Below are 18,280 nucleotides of genomic sequence, written 5' to 3' on the forward strand. Positions count from 1 at the left end.
CCCGGCGCTCGCGTCTAGCGAGGAGCCGGGTTGACGATGGCGGCGGGCAGGAGGAGCCGCAGCTCGAAGGGGGCCTCGTCCTGGATGGAGAGGGTGCCTCCCAGGCGATGGAGGAGCTGCTCCAGCCGCGCCACCTTCCGCGCGAGCAGGAGCCGGGGCCTGTCTGTGGACACACGCAGCTGCCACATGCCGAGCCGCTCCTGCTCGTCGATGCGCACCTGTACCTTGCTGACCCGTGAGGTGCCCAGATCTCGCGCCAGGATCCGCGCCAGCTGCGCCACCACGGAGCGGGACCCTCGGACCGGGGCCCACTGCGCCGTGCACTCCAGCTGCAGGGAGAGGTTGCGGGCTTGCACCACCGGCTCGAAGGCCTCGAGCACCAGGGCACGCAGGTCCTCGGGTGCCCCTCCTCGCGAGAGCTGCCGGGAGATGAGCTGGGCCATGTTCTGCGACGCGCCCTGCATGCGCTCCACGTAGCGCTCCATGGTGGGCGTGAGCTCTCCCGTCATGCCCTTGCGCATCATCTCCAGGTAGCCCTGGATGACGAGCAGCGGCGTCCGAAGATCATGAGAGGCCCGCGAGCGGTTGCTCTCCCGGTACGCCAGATCCCGCTGCAGCCGCCGCAGCTCCCGGCAGAGCGAGGTATGGCGCTCCTGGACCGAGGCCTCACGCCGCCGGGCTGCCAGCAGGGTGCCCGCGAGCTGGGCGATCCGCTCCAGCACCTCGCGCTGCTCGACGCCGAGCCGCTCGGGGAACACCCCGAGCGTCGCGCGCCCATCCCCTGTGGGGATGACCTGAGAAGCACGCAGACGCGACAGAGGGGGGAGCCGCAGGCCCGCCTCCACGATCCTCACACGCCCCTCATGGATCGCGATGCCCGCCACCCCCGTGAGCCGCAGTGCTTCCTTCATGAGCCCGTCCAACCCAGCACGTGCCCCAACCCGGAGCGACCGCTCGGCTACCGCCGCCAGCGATCGTTCCACCTCTACGGTCCCGAGTGCTTCCTCGGGTCGCCGCCCGCTCAACGCTCCGCCACGCACGTCCCTAGGAATGCTCATGGGTCGGGAGAGGCGCAACATTTCTCAGACTCAGGAGTGATCTGCATCCAACAGAGAACCGGGCTTCCCAAGGGGCAGACCGGGCTTCCCAAAGAGCAGATCGGATTTCCCTAAGGACAGGACGGCCCTGGAGTTTTTACCGGCCTCCCAGACCTCAGGGCGAGCCAACCCCAGGAACATCAACGGTTTCTCGCTGGCCGAGCGATTGCTAACCCATGGGCGGGAGCGTGGAAGGGGCGGATGGGGACCTTTGATTACTACACGGCGTTGGTTCGTCTCGCGCCGGCGGCCGTAGCGAAGAGCGCAGTGCGCCGGGTTCAGGGCGTCGCACGGCAGGCACTCTACCGCCGCCGCTACCGCGTGGACGAGCTGCGGATCCTCCAGGCCTACGGTGTCGCTTCTGCCCAGGAGCTGGCGGGAAAGCTCCTGGAGACGCGCCATACCAGTGTGTGGTGCGAGCACCGGCAGCGCCCGTCCGTGCTCGAGGCGCTTGCGGCCATGCCGGGCGCGCGGGAGCGGGCGCTCGAGCGGGCTCGGGCGGCGCTGGGCCAGGAGTTCGTGATCTTCGGGACGCGCGTGGCCTTCGGGGCGGGGAAGCCGGTGGACTGGTCCTTGGATCCGCTGAGCGGCTACCGCTACCCGCTGGATCCCGTGGAGCAGCTCCAGCTGGTGCGGCCCGGGACGGACCCGAAGTACCCATGGGTGTTGGGCCGGCTCGACAGCCTCGTGGCACTGGGCCAGGGCTACTGGGTGGAGGAGGATGAGCGGGAGCGGGCACGCTTCGCGCGGGCCTTTGTCCTGCAGACGCTCGACTTCCTTCAAGCGAACCCGCCGGGCCTGGGGGTGCAGTGGGCGTGCACCATGGAGGTGGCGCTGCGTGCGGCCAACCTCGCACAGGCGCTCGCCATGTTCGTGGAGGCGCCCGAGGTCCAGCGTCCTGAGTTCCTCGTGCCCGTGCTGAGCGCGCTCGCCGAGCACACCGCGTGGGTGGAGTCGCACCCGGAGGATCAGGGCGCCATCCCCAACAACCACCTGGTCGCCAACTACGTGGGGCTGCTGGTCGTGGGCCTGCTGTTCCCGGAGCTGCCGGGCGCGCCGCGCCAGGTGGCGCTGGCGGTGAAGGGGCTGCGCACGCAGATGCAGGCGCAGGTGCACGGGGATGGCACCTCCTTCGAAGGCTCCACCTCCTATCACCGGCTCGTGGTGGAGCTGTTCACCCTGGCGCAGGTGGTGGCGCTCAGGGCCGGCGTGGTGCTCGGTCAGGACTATGAGGAGCGCCTGTGCCGGATGTTCCAGGCCACGCGCTCGTGGTGCTCGGAGCACGGGCTGTCGCCGCAGATTGGGGACAACGACTCCTGCCGGGTCTTCCCGCTTCGGGATCGGGCGGATCAGGACCATGGCTACCTGGCTCCACTCGGGGCGGCGCTCTTCGGGGAGGAGTCCCTGGCGGGCGGAGAGTTCCCGGACGAGGCGGCATGGCTGCTGGGCAAGCCGGGCCTGGAGCGCTTCCAGGCGCTGCCTCCCGCTCCGCCGCCCGTGTCGGTGAGCTTCCCCGCGGGTGGCTTCCATGTGCTGCGCGGGGCCGGGGCGGTCGTCACCATCAGCGCGGGCCGGCAGGGGCAGTGCGGCGTGGGCGGGCACAGCCACAACGACAAGCTCTCCTTCGAGCTGCACGTGGACGGGCAGCTCGTCATCGTGGACTCGGGCACGGGCACGTACACGCGGAACGCGGAGCTGCGCAATGCCTTCCGGGGCACGGCCGCGCACAACACTCTGGTGCTGGATGGGGTAGAGCAGGTGGCCTTCGAGCCTGCGCGGCTCTTCGCGCTGCCGGAGGACGCACGCGCCCGGGTGGAGGTTTTCCAGCCCGGCGTCCAGCTGGATCGGCTCACCGTGCGGCATGACGGCTACCGGACGCTGACTGCGCCCGTGGGCCTCGAGCGGACCTTCTACCTGGACAAGCGCGAGCGTGCGCTGGCGGTGATGGATCGGCTCATCGGCACGGGCGCGCACGACGTGGTGGGCCGGCTGCACCTGCCGGACACGGAGGCGCGGCTGCGTCCCGCCTCGTCCGAGGAGCTTGCGCGCGCGCTGCGTGTGCCGGATGCGCCGCGGGCCTTCGAGCCGCTGGCGGTGGAGCTGGGGCCCGAGGGAGCGGTGCGGGCGGTGGTGCTCTTCACCTCGGGGCTCACGCCCCGGCTGGAGCCGTCCTCGTATTCGCCGGGGTACGGGCAGGTGAAGCAGGCGTGGGTGGTGACGTACGGGGCGCGTCGCGTGCCCCCGGCGTGGCTGCGGTGGGTGGTCGTCTTTTCATGAAGGTCGGTCGTTGGGTGGAGGCGGTCCGTGTCTCGCGGCGCCTCAATTGGGAGGGTGAGCAGATGCGCGTAATGGTCAGCCCGCTCGTGGACATGATCCGCAAGCGGGAGGCGAAGGTGGGCGTGGTGGGGCTGGGCTACGTGGGGTTGCCGCTGGGCATGGCGTTCGCCGAGGCCGGCTTCCCGGTGACGGGGCTCGATATCGACAAGCGAAAGGTGGAGAAGATCGGCAAGGGGGAGAGCTACATCAAGCACATCCCCAGCGAGCCGCTGAAGAAGCTGAGCAGCGAGGGCAGGCTCAAGGCGACGACGGACTTCGCCAAGGCCACGGAGATGGACTGCATCGTCATCTGCGTGCCCACGCCGCTGACGGCCTCGCGTGAGCCGGACATGACGTACATCATCCAGACGGGCGAGGCGCTGGCTCCGTACGTGCGGCGCAACCAGCTCTTCGTTCTGGAGTCCACCACCTACCCGGGCACCACGGAGGAGGTGCTCAAGCCACTGCTGGAGAAGGGGGGCCTGAAGGCTGGCGTGGACTTTCACCTGGCATTCAGCCCCGAGCGCGAGGATCCGGGCAACAAGAGCTTCAACACGAAGACGATCCCGAAGATCGTCGGCGGCTTCACGCCGGGGTGCCTCGAGGTAGCGCAGGCCCTCTACGCCAGCGCGCTGAAGGAGATAGTGCCAGTGTCCTCCACGCGGGTGGCGGAGCTCTCCAAGCTGCTGGAGAACATCTTCCGCTGCGTGAACATCGCCATGGTCAACGAGATGAAGATGCTCTGCGACCGGATGGGCATCGACGTGTGGGAGGTGATCCAGGCGGCGAGCACCAAGCCGTTCGGCTTCATGCCCTTCTATCCGGGCCCGGGGCTCGGCGGGCACTGCATCCCGATTGATCCCTTCTACCTGACGTGGAAGGCGCGGGAGTACGAGTTCCACACCAAGTTCATCGAGCTGGCCGGCGAGGTGAACACGCAGATGCCGTACTACGTGGTGCAGCGCACCATGGAGGCGCTCAACAAGCACAAGAAGACGCTCAACGGCTCCAAGGTCCTCTGCCTGGGGGCGGCCTACAAGAAGGACATCGACGACATGCGCGAGAGCCCGAGCCTGCGGGTCATCTCGTTGCTCATCGAGAAGGGCGCGGAGGTCAGCTACCACGATCCGTATGTGCCGAAGCTGGAGAAGGGCCACGGCTTCCACCACGAGATGAGCTCGGTGCCGCTGTCGCCGGAGACGCTGGACCAGTACGACGCAGTGGTGATCCTCACGGACCACTCCTCGATCGACTACGCGATGGTGGTGCAGAAGTCCCAGTGTGTCGTCGACACGCGCAACGCCACCAAGAATGTGGGCCCGGGGCGTGAGAAGGTGATGAAGGCCTAGGCGCGCAAGGCTCGAGTGCCTCCCAACCGAGGGTCCTCACCGCTCTTGACCGGGGGGGTGAGGACCTTCGATGCATTGCGGGAGGGCTCGGGTACAGTGGGGCCGTGCGACTTCCTCTCTCGCCCGTTCTCCCCCTGCTGGCCGTCTCCGCCTTCCTGTCCGCCGCCGCGCCCCCGGCCGATCCGCGCCAAGAACTGCTCGACGCCATGGTGGCCGAGCTGACCCGCAACCACCAGCAGCTCCAGCTCAAGGGGCATGAGCCGCCGTACTTCATGAGCTACCAGCTCAAGGACTACGACCAATACGTCATTGGCGCGCGCTATGGAGCGCTCTTCACGGACGGCACCTCCCACGATCGCCGGCTGTCCGTAGATGTGCGGGTGGGCTCCTACGAGTTCGACAGCTCGGTGCCAGAGGAGCTGGACTTCCTCGTCTCCACCAAGGGGACCAGCTACTTCGCGCGTCCGGATGGTCCCATTGATGACTCGCCGGTGGCGCTGCGCACCGCGCTGTGGCTGCTGACGGACGAGCGGTACAAGTCCGCGCTCGCCCAGTTCCTCAAGAAGAAGGGCGAGAACGTCTACACGGTGGAAGATCCGAAGCGCCCGCCGTCCTTCTCCAAGGAGAAGCCCAACGCCTACGCGCAGCCTCCCGTGGCGTACCCATTCGATCGGGAGCGCTGGCGGAAGGTGGCTCGGACACTGTCCGCTCGCTTCAACCGCCACCCGGAGCTCTTCGATTCGGATGTGCGCATCACGGCAGACAAGGTCATGCGCCTCTTCGTCTCCACGGAGGGCAGCCGCATCGTCACGGAGGAGACGCTCTATGGACTGCACATCACCGCGGTGACCCGTGCGGAGGACGGACAGCTCCTGGACGACTCGCGCAACTACTACTCGCCCACCGAGGCGGGGCTGCCCGACGAGAAGACGCTGCTCGAGGCCACGGACAAGGTCATCGCGGAGCTGCTGGAGCTGCGCAAGGCACCGGCAATCGATCCCTACACGGGACCGGCCATCCTCGCGCCGGAGGCCTCGGGTGTGCTCTTCCACGAAGTCCTGGGGCACCGGCTCGAGGGGCACCGGCAGGACGATGATAGAGAGGGCAAGACGTTCCGTGGGCAGGAGGGCAAGCAGATCCTGCCGGCCTTCCTCTCCATCCACGACGACCCGACAGTCCGCGAGCTGAACGGGGAGCGGCTTAACGGGTACTACCTCTACGACGAGGAGGGCGTGAAGGCGCAGCGGGTGGCGCTGGTGGAGAAGGGCGTGCTGCGCAACTACCTGCTGTCCCGCCAGCCGGTGGAGGGCTTTCTGCAGTCCAACGGACACGGCCGGAGCCAGGGTCCCCAGCGGCCCGTGGCGCGCATGGCGAACCTGCTCGTGGAGTCCTCGAAGCAGGTGAGCGACGAGGAGCTGAAGAAGCAGCTGATCGCGGAGGCGAAGCGGCAGGGCAAGCCCTACGGGCTCATCATCCGCGACATCACCGGGGGCAACACCAACACCTCCACCTACGGCTACCAGGCATTCAAGGGCGTGCCGCGGATGGTGTACCGGGTGGACGTGCGGGACGGGAAGGAGACGTTGGTGCGAGGGGTGGAGATTGTCGGCACACCGCTGTCCGCGGTGAACCGCGTCCTGGCCTCGGGCCGGAGGCAGGGCGTCTTCAACGGCTTCTGCGGAGCGGAGAGCGGCATGGTGCCTGTGTCCACCGTGGCGCCCGCGATGCTGCTTCAGGAGATCGAGCTCCAGCGCACGATGGAGGGCAAGGACCGCCCGCCCATCCTCACCAGCCCCGCAGCCGCCTCGCAGCCCGACGCAAAAAGGTAGTTCGCGGCGCCTCTGCATGCCTGCAACCAGGCGAGGCGACGTAGACCCCTTGCGGAAGCATGGGAAGGAAGCCTGGACTTGGCCGCTGACGAGGAGCCCACTCTGAGCCGAGGGCCCTGCGACCTGCGGCAGCTGGTTGGATCAGGTGTCCTCGAAGCGGAGCCCGAGCCATGCAAGGGGAGAGTCTCTCATCGCAGGATCATGGGGAGCAGCCCCAGATCCATCAGGCGGTGGCGCAAGAGTCCATCGCTCGGGTGACCCCATGTGTGCGCTCCGTGCCTCTTCAGAGCCTGGAGGGCCACCCGTTTCGAGAGTCGTTGGGTTTGAAGAATCACCCAAGGCGGTGGACGCAGGCTCGGGTGGGGCGCTCCCTGTCGGCCGCACCTGGCTCGAACCTGTATGACAGCCTGACAGGTTGGGAAAGGTCGCGTCCGGCAGCTCCCCTCGGGTGAGGTCGCCGGGCGGCCCCTCTGCCGACGGTGCCTGCCACGAATGGGTAGGACCTGGAGATGGGTCGGGGCAGACCGTGTTCGACAGCTCGTCCCTGGCGGGCTCAGACTTCGAGGTCCGCCGATGGAGCGGCTCCTTCGAGAGGTGGGAGGACTCGGGCGTAACATCTGCCTTGCGGGCAGGCGCCACGTTACCGAGCAGGTGCTCATCACCTGCTTGGAGCAGTGCCGGCAGCTCTCGTTTCAGTGCCTGCGCGTCCCTCTCAGAAAGGGCGGCAAGCGCGCACACTGACCAATGAAGGAAGGCTTCGCGGTTCAGAGAGGGCAGGAGCCGTCCGGCCATTCCCCAGAAGGACCGCTCCAGCGAGTGAATGAGCAGCAAGTGCCCAGGACGGGCGGCCACGTGTGCCGCAAGCCGTAGCAGCTCGAACTCCAACTCCGCCCAACGCCTGCTGTCCTCCTCCCAGCGTGCCGCATCCCTCAGTGCGAAGCAGGCATCCTCGAGCCGTTCCAACTCCGTCTCGGAGGCCTGCTCGCAGCAGGTGGCCAGCAGCTCGACGGTCATTTCTCGTTTGAGCGCGAGGTAGCCCTCCAGCAGCCGTCGCCTCTCCGGGTGTGCAGGGCCCTCTCCACGCAGTGCCACGCCCAGGTTCTCCAGCGTCACCGCCTCATCCATCGCCACCGCGCGGCTCCTGCGCCCGGGGTGTTGGACTACCAGTCCGCGCACGGCCAGCCGCAGCAATGCTTCTCGCACGGTGGGTCGCGAGACACCGTAGCGCCGCGCCAAGGTCTGCTCCGAGGGGAGAAGTCCACCCTCAGGCAGCAAGCCCTGCGAGATCACTCGCTCGAGTTCCTCCGCGACGCGCGAGACGAGCCCCATCCGTTCCATGTCCGCCACCCTCCTCGTTGCAGGTGCGTGCCATCACACCTGTTGGGTCTGACATCCGAAGGGGCGGGGGAGCGGAGCTCTCTTGAGAGGAGTCCTGTGGCTCTGGTGGCTCTGACGGGCCTTGAGGGTCGGTGGGACGTAACATGCGCCCGCCCTTGAAGCCTCGGAGGCGGAGATAGCGCGCGAAGTCCCGGAGGAAGGTCTCGGGCGGCAGTCCCACTGTCGCCGTGAAGGCCACTGGGAAGTCCGGGCCGCGGCTCATCTCCGTCAGCAGCGCGCGCACCGTATCCTGCCCGTAGCGGTTCACCAGGAACGTGAAGGCGTGGTGGGCGGCGCCGTAGGCCACCGGCATCTGCTCGGCGTAGAGCGGCTCCGGGCGCAGCAGGGGCTCCCACGTAGGGTTGTCCTCCAGCGTCCGTGCGAGGGCCTCCAGGGTGGGCCAGCGGTACGCCTGCTCCGCCGTGTATGAGGCCATGCCCTCGCGGAACCACGCGGGGATCTTCTTCTGCCGCCAGCCTCCCTGGTCCGCCGCCACCTGGTACATCACGGTGTGCGTCAGCTCGTGGAGGATGTTCTCGTTCAAGTCCTGCTGCGTGGCGCTCACCGGACGCCAGGTGTCCGGGGCCTGCACATCCACGACGTCGTAGCGGGCCCACGCCCGCAGCCAGTCATAGCCAGAGCGCCTCGCGGCTCGCTCCAGGGACGCGTGATCGGGGTGGAGGCGCACTGTCACGGGGGTTTGGAGCTTCCCCCATCGCGCGAGCCGAGGCCCGGCGTTCTCGAGGGCGGTCCGGACCATTCTCGCCCCCGCTTCCTTGTATGGCGGATACTCGATGCGGAAGGTTCCTACCTCCGTCTCGACGGGGAGCACCTCCACCCTCAACGCAGCGCGAGGCCCCAGGCACCCAGCTCCCAAGAGCAGGGCGAGCACCACGCCAGGCACCATTCCCCTGTGGCTCCTGCCCACCGTCACGCGCACCTCATTCCACGTCCAGCCAGCGCAGCACCGTGCGGCCCACGTCCGCCACGGTGGCCAGCGCCTCCACCTCGGGGGCCGGCGGACCGAAGTAGAGCACGGGCACGGGATTCAGGGTGTGGCTCCGGGTGGAGAGATCCTCCACGTTCCCGTGATCGCTGCAGATCAGCACCCGCGCATCCGACGGCTGGGTCGCCACTACCGCTCGGGCGAAGGCATCGAAGGTGTCCAGGGCCGCGAACGCTGCATCGAAGTCCCGCGCATGCCCGGCCTCGTCCGCCAGGTAGTGCTCGAAGAAGGTGAAGTCCACGCCCTCGGCCACCCGCCAGAAGATCTGCGCCGCCTCCTCCGGTGTGCGCTGAGGGACGAACAGTCCCCGGCGGTGCGCATGGCTGCCTGTGATGTCATGCGTGAGCCCGTCCCCCGCACGAGCGTCATCCAGGGTGCGCAGCGGTACCTCTCCTGCGGAGAAGGCCAGCGTAGAGGCCGAGGGCCTCAGCCGCTTGATGAGCGCAGGCGAGAAGGTGAACTCCGGGGGCGTGGTGGAGGCCCGCCGACGCAGCTTCAGGGCGTCCAGGTACGGGGCGGGGTAGCTGTTGGCGAAGGTGGCGGTGCGCCCGGAGGCTACCAGCCGCTTGACGAGCGAGCGCTCTGCCAGGAGCCCCCGCAGGGGTGGGTTCGGGTAGCCCAGTACGTGGCGGCGGATGAGGGCAGGGGCGGGCTCTCCGGTGAGGATGGCCGTCTGGTTGGACGCCGACTGGGGGCGGCCTTCGACGCCGAAGGTGGTGTCCACAGGGATACACCGCCCCCCCTCGGGCAGCGTCGTCCCGGGCGCGTCCCCGAACTGGGAGAGCAGGTGGGTCCTCCCGGCGAGCGGGTTCACCGCCGGGTCCTTTCGGCCTACACCCACACCATCGATGAACAGGAGCGCGACGCGCACGGCCTCTGACTGTATCCTTGAATTTCGGGAATCCGTCACCCATGGCCCTCCACGGCGACCTCTTCAGCTATCCGCTCCCAGAACTCCTTCAGTGGCTCGACGGCTCCCGGAAGACGGGGACGTTGCAGCTCTCGTGGGAGGCAGGGGAGCGCAAGATCTTCGTCCTCTCCGGCCAGGTGGTCGCTACCGCCAGCCGAGGGCTGCGCGAGCGCGTCGCCCGGCTGCTGGAGCTGGCGAAGCTGTGCCCGGGCAGCCGGGTGCTCGCGTCCTTCGAGGAGCTGCAGCGCACCCCGGATGTGGAGCAGGCCTTCGCCACCCACGGCGTGGACGTGCGGATGGTGCGCGAGATGGGGCGCGAGGAGCTCTTCAGCTCGATGATGGACCTCACGATCGCCGGGCGCGGTACCTTCCACTGGACGGAGGACGCGGACCGCACGGGCGAGGACTGGGTGCCCTCGGAGATGAGCATCCGCGAGCTGCTCTTTGAGTCCCTGCGCTGGGTGGATGAGCATGGAGACGTGGAGCAGGCGCTGCCCATCGACGCGATGAGCGTGCGGGCCGTGGCACAGCCCAGCCCGAGCCAGCCGCTGTTGCACCGGGTGATCCTCACGCTCTGCACCAGCCCGCAGAACCTGGGCCGGCTGCGGCTCTCCATGGGGATGTCGCGCTCGGCGGTGACGCGCCGCGTGTTCGATCTGCTGCGCCTGAAGCTGGTGGAGGTGGAGGGGGCGCCGCAGGTGGAGGCGGATCCGGTGGCGGAGATGCTGGAGAAGGGCCAGGTGCTGGTGCGCGAGGGGCAGTACGACTCGGCGGGCATCATCTGTGCCTCGCTGCTGGCCAGTGATCCGGCGGACCGCCGCGTGCGCGAGTTCGCCCGCATGGTGCAGCGCGAGCACGTGGCGGCGCTCTACGGGGAGCTGCCCCCGGTAGCGGTGCCGGTGCCGGTGCACGATCCCGAAGGCATGTCGCTGCTCAAGCCCGAGGAGCGGCAGATCGCAGGCCTGGTCAACGGAGGCTGGGACGTGTCCACGCTGGTGCTGGCGGTGCCCGCGCGCGAGCTGGACACCCTGCGCACGCTGGCGAAGCTGGTGCGCATGGGCCTGGTCCAGCTCACCATGCCGCTGCGCTGAGAAGTGAGGGCTACGCCGTCTCGGGCAGGCCTGCCGTGTTCAGCCGGGTGAAGACCTGCATCACGAAGTAGAGCGCGAACGCCGCGTCATCCACCCGCGCAGTGTCCACCCTGTTCGACAGCCCCTGGAGCCGCAGCAGATCCGTTCCATCCACTCGCAGCAGGAAGCCCTGCTGCGCCATCGAGCCCTCTCCCGCCAACGCGAGCGCCCGCCGGACCGCGTCCATGCAGGCCGTGATGCACGCGCCATACTGTCCGCTGGTGAAGGCTGCCTCGGCGGCCCGGGCGTGATCGAACAGCTCCCCTGGAGCCAGAGCCGTCGCAGGACCCAGCGCACGCTGTCCCGCCGTTCGAGGAACGGCCATCGACGAGGAGGTCGGTGTCACCTCCATGCGAGACGCTGGGGCCCCCGCTGGAGCCGTGTTCACTGCCGTGACCGTCATGGAGGAAGGGTGCTGCCGAGGCGTCATCGCCGGCGGCTGCACCGCCTGCATCGTCTGGGACGGGCGCGTCGGCAGGTGCTGGCTTAGCTGTGCCTCCAGCCCCGCCCCTGGTGACACCGGGCTTGGTGTGGGGCGCGGCGGAGGCACGATCCGCTTGGCTCGCAGATCCTTGATCACCAGCCGCGTGATCGCCTTGAGCGCATCCAGCACGCCCCGGCCGCTGGTCGCTGACGTCTCGAACTCGGGGGCACCGCGCGCATTCAGCGTCGCCCGCAGCTGCTCCACCGGCAGCACGTTCTCGATGTCCCGCTTGTTCCACTGCATCACCAGCGGGAAGCGGTCCAGCCGGATGCCCTGCTCCAGCAGGTTCTCCTCCAGGTTCTGCAGCGACTCGCGGTTGGAGTCCAGCGCCTCCGGCTGCGAGTCCGCCACGAACACCACCCCGTCCGCCCCCTGCAGCACCAGCTTGCGCGTGGCGTTGTAGAAGACCTGCCCCGGCACGGTGTACAGCGCCAGCCGCACCGAGCAGTCATTCACCCGCTCCACCTTCACCGGCAGGAAGTCGAAGAAGAGGGTGCGATCTCCCTCGGTGGCGATGGACATCATCTCGCCGCGGTGGGCCGGCCGGACCGTCTCGTAGATCTTCCGCAGGGTCGTGGTCTTCCCCGACAGGCCCGGTCCGTAGAATACGATTTTCGCGGCCACTTCGCGGGCCAACAGGTTCACGCTGCTCACGGTGTGAGCTTACCTAGAACGACTCGGCGTCTCGCGCCAGTTGCCGACGGCACATTCGCAGGAGTCCCCACCAGGTGCTCGGCCGCCAACAGGGCAAAGCAGGCGGCCTCCTTCGCCCCCTCCGGGAACCCCAGTGCGTCCAAAGTCCTCACCGGCAGAGGGGCCAGCCGCCTCGTGAACCGCTCCATCAGCGCAGGGTTCCGGCTTCCCCCTCCAGAGACGTACACCGCCTCCAAGGACTTGAAACGGGGGAAAACGTAGGCCTCGTAGGCCCGAGCCGTGGCTTCCACCGTGAAAGCCAGCGCTGTGGCCATGAGATCCGCCGGCCGCTCCGGGTGCTGCTCCCAGAAGAAGGACACGAGCGCCTCGCCAAACCCCTCGCGCCCGGCGCTGCGCGGCGGGGGCAGGGCGAAGAACGGGTGCGTCAACAGATTCGCCAGCAGCTCGGGGATGACAGTGCCCTGGCGCGACAGCTGCCCGTCCAGATCGCACTGGAGCTTGCCCCCCGTCATCCTCCTGGCCAGCCCGTCCAGCACCATGTTGCCCGGCCCCGTGTCAAAGGCGAGCACGTCGTCCAGCCGCTCGCCCACCACGCTCACGTTGGCAATGCCGCCGATGTTCTGGAACGCGCGCACCACCCCCGCCTTCCGGAACACCGCCCAGTCAAAGTAGGGCACCAGCGGCGCCCCCTGGCCTCCCGCCGCCATGTCCCGTGTACGGAAGTCACTCACCACGGGGAGGCCCATGCGCTCGGCGATGACGGAGGGCTCGCCGAGCTGCAGGGTGGAGGGGGTGGTGGAGAGGCTCGAGGGCAGGTGCGCCACCGTCTGCCCGTGCGAGCCGATGATGTCCACGTCCCCCGTGCGCAGGCCCGCGCGGGTGATGACGGCCTGGGCCGCCTCGGCGAAGCGCTCGCCCAGCTCGAAGTTGAGCTCGCACAGCGAGCGCGCGTCATGCGCCCCGAGCACCCGCTGGATGAACTCCGGCGGGAAGGGGCGGGAGACGTGGGCCAGCAGCTTCAGCTCCAGAGAAGGGCCTGTGCCCTGGATCTTGCAGAGCACCGCCTCCACCGCGTCCACGCTCGTGCCGGAGATCAACCCCACGCAGAGGCGGGCGCGGCTCGGATCAGAGGCGGAGAGAGGAGAGCGCATGTCCAGAGTCTAAGCTGCCGGACCCACGGCGGGGCGGAAAGAGCGAGCGGATCCGGAAGAGGGGGCGGGCTGCCTGCCGAGGTTCCTGGGGGGCGGGAGCGCGCTTCCAGTCCATAATGCCTCCATGCCTCTGACACGCGCTCCTGCGGCACGTTGGCTTTTCTCCCTCCTGTGGCTGGCCCTGGCTCCCCTCGCGTACGCGGATAAAGACAAGGCGGCGGCGCAGCCCCCCAAGCCCGCGGCGCGGACCTTCCCGCGGGCGCAGCTCCGCTCCCCGGAGATCCTCTGGACGGTGCTGCTGTTCCACCCCAGCCCGCCCCCGGAGGGCCTGGTCGCCAGCGCGCGCAAGCTGTTGGCGGCGAAGTACCCGCAGCTGAACCTCCCTCAGGTGCCTGGAAAGCCGCGGCCCGAGGCCATCGTGGAGCCCGCCCGCCATGAGGATCTGGATCCCATCGACGAGGATCTGCTGCCCTACATCGCCCGGAGCCTGGGGCCCGAGGAGCGCAAGAACCTCCTGAAGGCGCGGCAGGCCACGGTGCTGTCGTTCCGCGTGCCCTTCGAGCAGCGTCATGAGGCCCTCCTGCTCGCTACGCGCTTTGCCCATCAGCTCGCGTCCGAGCATGGCGCCCTCCTGTGGGACTCGGAGACGCGGGAGTACTTCTCGCCCCGGAGCTGGAGCGAGGACCGGCTGGAGGGGTGGAGGGGGGGGCCGCCCTTCGTCCCGGCGCACATCGTCATGCACGTCTACCGGGAGGGGGAGACCTTGCGCCTCGTCAGCCTGGGCATGGCGAAGCTCGGGCTGCCCGATCTGGTGGTGGAGCAGGTGCCGCAGTCGCTGTCGAACGAGGTGGGGCGGCTCGTCAACAGCGTGGCCCAGCTGTTGGCAGAAGGGCTGGTGCTCGGCGCCGATGGGACGCTGGACGTGGATCTGTCGAAGCTGAAGGACGGCAAGCTCCGGGGCCAGCTCGAGGCGCGGATCCAGAAGGGCGCGCCGCGGCGCGTGAAGCTGCAGGCGCTGGAGGCCCGCCGCGACCAGGGCGATCCGGACAACCCCCTGCTGGAGCTGGGCTTTCCCGGCACCGGAGAGCTGCAAGCCCGGCAGGTGGCGGCGCTCGATGCGTTGTTCGGCCGGGCGCCCGATCCGATCACCCCCGTGGCGCCTGGGGATCCCGAGCTGGAAGCCGTGGCGGTAAAGGCGCGCGCCCGGCTCGTGGAGCTGAGGGCGCGCGTGGACAGAGGGCTGCGGCCACCTGAGCAGCTGCTGCTCAAGGCAGGCTTCCGCACCGATGACGGCAACACCGAGTTCATGTGGTTCGAGGTCACCTCGTGGGAGGCGGGGAAGTGGCGCGGCGCGCTCGCCAACGAGCCTCAGGACGTGAGCCAGCTGCGCCTGGGCTCGACGGTGTCTGTCCCCGAGCCCGAGGTGGTCGACTACGTCTACATGAGTCCTGGAGGCGTCCGGGAGGGAGGCGAGAGCAGTCTCATTCTCATGCGCCGCCAGGGGCACTGAGCTCGCGGCCCGCCGGCCTCACCGGCCGCAGGCCTGATCCATTCCGCCCTGGCACGCCTGCTGGAACAGCTCGGCGGCGCGCTTCGGGTCGGCTGGGACGCCTCGGCCCTTCTCGTAGAAGAGGCCGAGGTTGAAGCAGGCACCGACCTCACCGGACTCGCAGCCCTGGCCGAACATCCTGGCGGCGCGGCCGTCGTCCTTCTCTACTCCACGGCCTTGAGCGTAGAGCGCACCCAGGTTGGTGCAGCCCCGGCTCGCGCCGAGCGTGCAGGCCTTGTCGAAGAGCAGGGCGGCGTGGCGCTCGTCCTGGGTGACTCCGTGCCCCTGCACGTAGAGGATGCCCAGGTTGGTGCAGCCTCGGGGGTCATCGGCATCGCAGGCCTTCTCGAAGAGCGGGGCCGCGCGGCTGTCGTCCTTCTCCACCCCGACGCCCTCCCAGTAGACGACGCCGAGCTGGTAGCAGTCTTTGACATCACCGGCCGCGCAGTCCTTCTCGAGCTCCGCCGGAGTGGGTTTTGCCGCCTGGGCCTGAGCAGGCTCGGGAGGGGATGGGGGAGGAATTTGCGTTCCCGTGGCACAGCCGCTGAGCCACGCGGCGAGCAGAGAGATTCCAACCGTGAGCGGAGATGGACAGAGCGAGCGCGGCATCAGGGATGACTCCTGGGTTCAGCATGTGAGAGCGCCAGGATCTTGCCCAGGTCACAGCCCTCATCCGCCGCGATCACGCACACTGTCGCGTTTCGAGCGGACGGACGTCCTCCTCGCCAGGGTGCGCAAGGAGGCGTGCTGGAGCCGCTTCTGAGCCGCCGCTCGCCCCAGCCCGGTGAAGTGCATGGCGAGCGCCACCTTCACCGAGCCACCCGCAGCGCTCAGCAGCCGGCGAGCCCCCGCCAGGCTCAGCTCCGTCAGCTCCGCCACCATCCGCACCGCGCGCGCCTGGAGCTTCGCGTTCGCCGGACGCACGTCCACCATCCGCCCGCGGTACACCTTGCCCAGCGAGATGAAGACCGCCGTGGTGAGGGCGTTGAGGATCAGCTTGGTGGCCGTGCCCGCCTTGAGCCGCGTGGAGCCCGCCACCAGCTCCGGGCCTGTGGGCGCCAGGATCAGGATGTCCACCCGCGTGCGAGGCCGGGGAGGGTTGCAGCACACGAGCACCGTCCGCGCCCCCCGCCGCCGTGCCTCGGCCAGCGCTCCGAGCACATAGGGCGTGGAGGCACTCGCGGAGATGCCGCACACCACGTCTCTCGAACCTGCACGAAACCGGCGTACGGCCGCGGCTCCGGTGGCCTTGTCGTCCTCGGCGCCCTCCACGGCGCGCGTCAGCGCCCGGCGGCCCCCAGCGATGACAGCCTGGACTCGAGAGGGAGAGGTGCCAAAGGTGGGCGGGCACTCACTGGCATCGAGCACGCCAAGCCGCCCGCTGGTGCCGGCTCCCACGTAGAGCAGCCGGCCACCGGCCCGCAACGCGTCCGCCACGGCCCGCGCTGCTTCCGCCACGGAGGGGAGCGCGCTGCGGACCGCTCGAACGGCGGCCAGGTCTTCCTGATGCATCCGGCGGACGATCGCCTCGACAGAGAGGAGGTCCAGATCATCCGCACGGGGGTGAAGCCGCTCGGTGGGCGGGAGCGCGAGCGAAGTCGAACGCGGCCTTCCCACCCTCGAGCGCCCGGCGATCAGGCTGCCTTGGTGACCTTGCCCGCCTTGATGCAGCGGGTGCAGGCCAGGACGCGCTCGGTGCGGCCCTCGACGCTGGCCCGGATCTTCTGGAGGTTCGGCAGCGTGCGCCGCTTGGTCTTGTTGTTCGCGTGGGAGACGTTGTTGCCCACGAGCGGCCGCTTCCCACAGATGTCGCACTTCCACGCCATGACAGCCAACTCCTTGAAAACAGGGGCTTTACAGGCTCTGCCCCGAAAAGAGCGGCGGAACCTACCAGAAATCGCCTGAAAATCCAGCCGTTCTGTCTCACCCCTTGAGGGGGTTCTTCTTCTTGAGCATCTCCTGCACGAGCCGCGCGGCGCGCATCCCCGCGAGGAACTCGCCCTCCAGGCCCAGGCCGGGGAGCACCTCGCGGCCGGCGAGGAGGAGGTTCTTCGCCGGCGTGCGCTGCTTCAAACCCGTGACGCCCAGAAAGGCTTCCGCCTCGAAGGAGTAGAGGGGGTGGGGCATCAGCCGGCTGCCGCGAACCCCTGCCGCGTCCAGGTAGGGCGCCGAGCGCAGCACCCGCTTCTCCCGGGTGAAGGGCATGAGCCCGTCCAGCACCTTGTCGATGCGCTGGACCAGGGCCTGCATGTGCTCCTCGCCCAGATCGCGCACGCTGGCGGGCACGAAGGCCCCGGCGCAGACCACGCGCTGCGTCTCGTCCTCCTTGCCACCGGGAGTGCGAGCCGGGTGCACCTGCACCAACAGGGGCTTGAGTTCCACGTCCTCGCTGTCCACCAGCAGCAGCTCGCCCATGCCCCGAGGCAGAGCGTCCGCGGGCACCACCCAGTTCACGGAGAACAGGATGGACTTGGTGGTGGACACGTCGAGCTGCTCCAGCAGCTTGCGGTGCCGCTTGCGATCGGTGACGAGCCGCCGCAGCGCCCCCGAGTCCGTGGCCGCCACCAGGCACGAGGCCCGGTAGATGATGTCCGAGCGCACCAGCTTCACCCCGGCGAAGCGGGCGCCATCGAAGGAGATCTCCTCGACGACAAAGCTCTCGGAGTTCTCGCGGGTGAGCACATCCCCGCCCAGCTCGGACAGGCGCTTGACGAGCAGCTCGCGCAGGCCCTCGGTGCCGCCGGGGAAGCGGTGGGGCGCCTGGAGCGCCTGGGACAGCGGCCGGGTGAGCGCCAGCGGCGAGGAGGCCTCATCCAGGTTGATGAGGAAGGGCAGCAGCGAGCGCAGCAGCGCCCCCGGAGGGGTGTTGTTGGACAGCCGCGGGTGGGTCTCCAGGCCGGGGTGCTGGCCGATCCTCCTCTTCAGGCCCCAGGCCTCGAAGAAGCCATCGGGGGGGAGGGCCGGCTGCTCCTTGAAGAAGAGATCGCTGGCCTCGTGCTGGGTGGCGGTGGCGGAGAGCGCCGAGAGCAGGCCATCGGCTGTCTCGCCGAACTCGCGCACCAGCTCGAGGCGGCGGCGAGCCGAGTCGGCATGCAGATCCACCCGGTGGTGCGGGAGGATGAGCTGCATCTCGGGGAGGTGGGGGCGCAGGGTGCGCTGGACGGCGGTGGTGAGGCCCAGCTCGGTGAAGGCCTCCTCCACGGCAGGCATCGTCTTGAGGGCCGGGACGATGGAGGGGGCATAGGGGAGCACGTAGCCGCCATGCTCGTAGCCGGTGCCGGTGCCGTCGTGCTCAATGAGCAGGACGCGGTGGCTGCGCTTGGCCAGGAGCGCGGCTGCGAGCGCCCCCCCGATCTGGCTGCCCAGGACGATCACGTCGTAGACGTGCCGGGAGGGACCCGTGGGGACCTGGAGTCTGGCTGCTTGGG

General features: G+C 69.0%; 15 protein-coding genes. 5 read left to right on the forward strand and 10 right to left on the reverse strand.

Features of this window, described 5'->3' with window-relative positions; translation table 11 throughout:
- Positions 1-14: 14 nt before the first annotated feature.
- The gene (locus tag VD972_RS10140) at positions 15-911 is read right to left on the reverse strand and encodes a histidine kinase dimerization/phospho-acceptor domain-containing protein (RefSeq protein ID WP_324984546.1); all 897 of its coding nucleotides are present in this window, start codon (positions 909-911) and stop codon (positions 15-17) included.
- A gap of 387 nt (positions 912-1,298) precedes the next feature.
- On the opposite strand from VD972_RS10140, the gene VD972_RS10145 reads away from it, so the two are divergent.
- The 3 genes from VD972_RS10145 to VD972_RS10155 all read left to right on the forward strand — a co-directional run bounded on the left by VD972_RS10145 (position 1,299) and on the right by VD972_RS10155 (position 6,591).
- Entirely contained in the window at positions 1,299-3,374 is a 2,076-nt protein-coding gene (locus VD972_RS10145; RefSeq protein WP_324984548.1) for an alginate lyase family protein, read from the forward strand.
- A gap of 62 nt (positions 3,375-3,436) precedes the next feature.
- Positions 3,437-4,762 carry a nucleotide sugar dehydrogenase gene (locus tag VD972_RS10150; RefSeq protein WP_324984586.1) on the forward strand — a complete coding sequence of 442 codons (1,326 nt, stop codon included), beginning with the start codon at positions 3,437-3,439 and terminating at the stop codon, positions 4,760-4,762.
- Positions 4,763-4,866: 104 nt separating this feature from the next.
- On the forward strand, positions 4,867-6,591 hold the full coding sequence (locus VD972_RS10155; protein ID WP_324984550.1) for a TldD/PmbA family protein: 1,725 nt from the start codon (positions 4,867-4,869) through the stop codon (positions 6,589-6,591).
- Positions 6,592-6,732: 141 nt separating this feature from the next.
- Here the strand turns inward: VD972_RS10155 and VD972_RS10160 are convergent, their stop codons facing one another.
- From VD972_RS10160 to VD972_RS10170, 3 genes are read right to left on the reverse strand one after another with little or no spacing between them, the layout of a single operon-like run.
- Positions 6,733-7,929, reverse strand: a complete 1,197-nt coding sequence (locus VD972_RS10160) for a GntR family transcriptional regulator (protein WP_324984553.1) — start codon at positions 7,927-7,929, stop codon at positions 6,733-6,735.
- Positions 7,856-8,875 carry a peptidase MA family metallohydrolase gene (locus VD972_RS10165; RefSeq protein WP_324984555.1) on the reverse strand — a complete coding sequence of 340 codons (1,020 nt, stop codon included), beginning with the start codon at positions 8,873-8,875 and terminating at the stop codon, positions 7,856-7,858. Before VD972_RS10165 ends, VD972_RS10160 begins: the two co-directional genes overlap by 74 nt.
- 34 nt (positions 8,876-8,909) lie before the next feature.
- Positions 8,910-9,845, reverse strand: coding sequence for a metalloenzyme (locus VD972_RS10170; protein WP_324984557.1), 936 nt, complete (start codon positions 9,843-9,845; stop codon positions 8,910-8,912).
- 41 nt (positions 9,846-9,886) lie between these two features.
- Between VD972_RS10170 and VD972_RS10175 the strand changes: the two genes are divergently transcribed.
- Positions 9,887-10,975 (forward strand): DUF4388 domain-containing protein, encoded by a 1,089-nt coding sequence (locus tag VD972_RS10175; RefSeq protein ID WP_324984560.1) that lies wholly within the window; start codon positions 9,887-9,889, stop codon positions 10,973-10,975.
- 10 nt (positions 10,976-10,985) lie between these two features.
- On the opposite strand, the gene VD972_RS10180 is transcribed toward VD972_RS10175, so the two are convergent.
- A complete protein-coding gene (locus VD972_RS10180; protein WP_324984563.1) occupies positions 10,986-12,152 on the reverse strand; it encodes a GTP-binding protein in 1,167 nt (388 codons plus the stop codon).
- Positions 12,149-13,303 (reverse strand): anhydro-N-acetylmuramic acid kinase, encoded by a 1,155-nt coding sequence (locus VD972_RS10185; protein WP_324984566.1) that lies wholly within the window; start codon positions 13,301-13,303, stop codon positions 12,149-12,151. Before VD972_RS10185 ends, VD972_RS10180 begins: the two co-directional genes overlap by 4 nt.
- A 124-nt stretch (positions 13,304-13,427) precedes the next feature.
- Here VD972_RS10185 and VD972_RS10190 point away from each other — a divergent pair, with 124 nt between their 5' ends.
- The gene (locus VD972_RS10190; RefSeq protein WP_324984568.1) at positions 13,428-14,813 is read left to right on the forward strand and encodes a DUF2314 domain-containing protein; all 1,386 of its coding nucleotides are present in this window, start codon (positions 13,428-13,430) and stop codon (positions 14,811-14,813) included.
- Between the two features lie 18 nt (positions 14,814-14,831).
- Here VD972_RS10190 and VD972_RS10195 read toward each other — a convergent pair whose 3' ends face one another.
- The 4 genes from VD972_RS10195 to VD972_RS10210 all read right to left on the reverse strand — a co-directional run.
- On the reverse strand, positions 14,832-15,461 hold the full coding sequence (locus VD972_RS10195; protein ID WP_324984572.1) for a tetratricopeptide repeat protein: 630 nt from the start codon (positions 15,459-15,461) through the stop codon (positions 14,832-14,834).
- A gap of 60 nt (positions 15,462-15,521) precedes the next feature.
- Positions 15,522-16,469, reverse strand: coding sequence for an N-acetylmuramic acid 6-phosphate etherase (murQ, locus tag VD972_RS10200; RefSeq protein WP_324984574.1), 948 nt, complete (start codon positions 16,467-16,469; stop codon positions 15,522-15,524).
- 17 nt (positions 16,470-16,486) lie between these two features.
- Positions 16,487-16,678, reverse strand: coding sequence for a 50S ribosomal protein L28 (gene rpmB, locus VD972_RS10205; RefSeq protein WP_324984577.1), 192 nt, complete (start codon positions 16,676-16,678; stop codon positions 16,487-16,489).
- A gap of 97 nt (positions 16,679-16,775) precedes the next feature.
- A partial coding sequence (locus VD972_RS10210; protein ID WP_324984579.1) for an NAD(P)-binding protein occupies positions 16,776-18,280 on the reverse strand: 1,505 nt, incomplete at its 5' end.

Origin of the sequence: Hyalangium sp. (assembly GCF_035629615.1) — a bacterium.
Taxonomy (GTDB): domain Bacteria; phylum Myxococcota; class Myxococcia; order Myxococcales; family Myxococcaceae; genus Hyalangium.

What these genes read in the sequence shown, in the direction of transcription:
- VD972_RS10190 (WP_324984568.1), top strand. Translation starts at nt 13,428, where the DNA reads ATGCCTCTGACACGCGCTCCTGCGGCACGTTGGCTTTTCTCCCTCCTG.
- VD972_RS10140 (WP_324984546.1), bottom strand. Translation starts at nt 911, where the DNA reads ATGAAGGAAGCACTGCGGCTCACGGGGGTGGCGGGCATCGCGATCCAT.
- VD972_RS10145 (WP_324984548.1), top strand. Translation starts at nt 1,299, where the DNA reads ATGGGGACCTTTGATTACTACACGGCGTTGGTTCGTCTCGCGCCGGCG.
- VD972_RS10150 (WP_324984586.1), top strand. Translation starts at nt 3,437, where the DNA reads ATGCGCGTAATGGTCAGCCCGCTCGTGGACATGATCCGCAAGCGGGAG.
- VD972_RS10160 (WP_324984553.1), bottom strand. Translation starts at nt 7,929, where the DNA reads ATGGAACGGATGGGGCTCGTCTCGCGCGTCGCGGAGGAACTCGAGCGA.
- VD972_RS10185 (WP_324984566.1), bottom strand. Translation starts at nt 13,303, where the DNA reads ATGCGCTCTCCTCTCTCCGCCTCTGATCCGAGCCGCGCCCGCCTCTGC.
- VD972_RS10175 (WP_324984560.1), top strand. Translation starts at nt 9,887, where the DNA reads ATGGCCCTCCACGGCGACCTCTTCAGCTATCCGCTCCCAGAACTCCTT.
- VD972_RS10195 (WP_324984572.1), bottom strand. Translation starts at nt 15,461, where the DNA reads ATGCCGCGCTCGCTCTGTCCATCTCCGCTCACGGTTGGAATCTCTCTG.
- VD972_RS10165 (WP_324984555.1), bottom strand. Translation starts at nt 8,875, where the DNA reads ATGGTGCCTGGCGTGGTGCTCGCCCTGCTCTTGGGAGCTGGGTGCCTG.
- rpmB (WP_324984577.1), bottom strand. Translation starts at nt 16,678, where the DNA reads ATGGCGTGGAAGTGCGACATCTGTGGGAAGCGGCCGCTCGTGGGCAAC.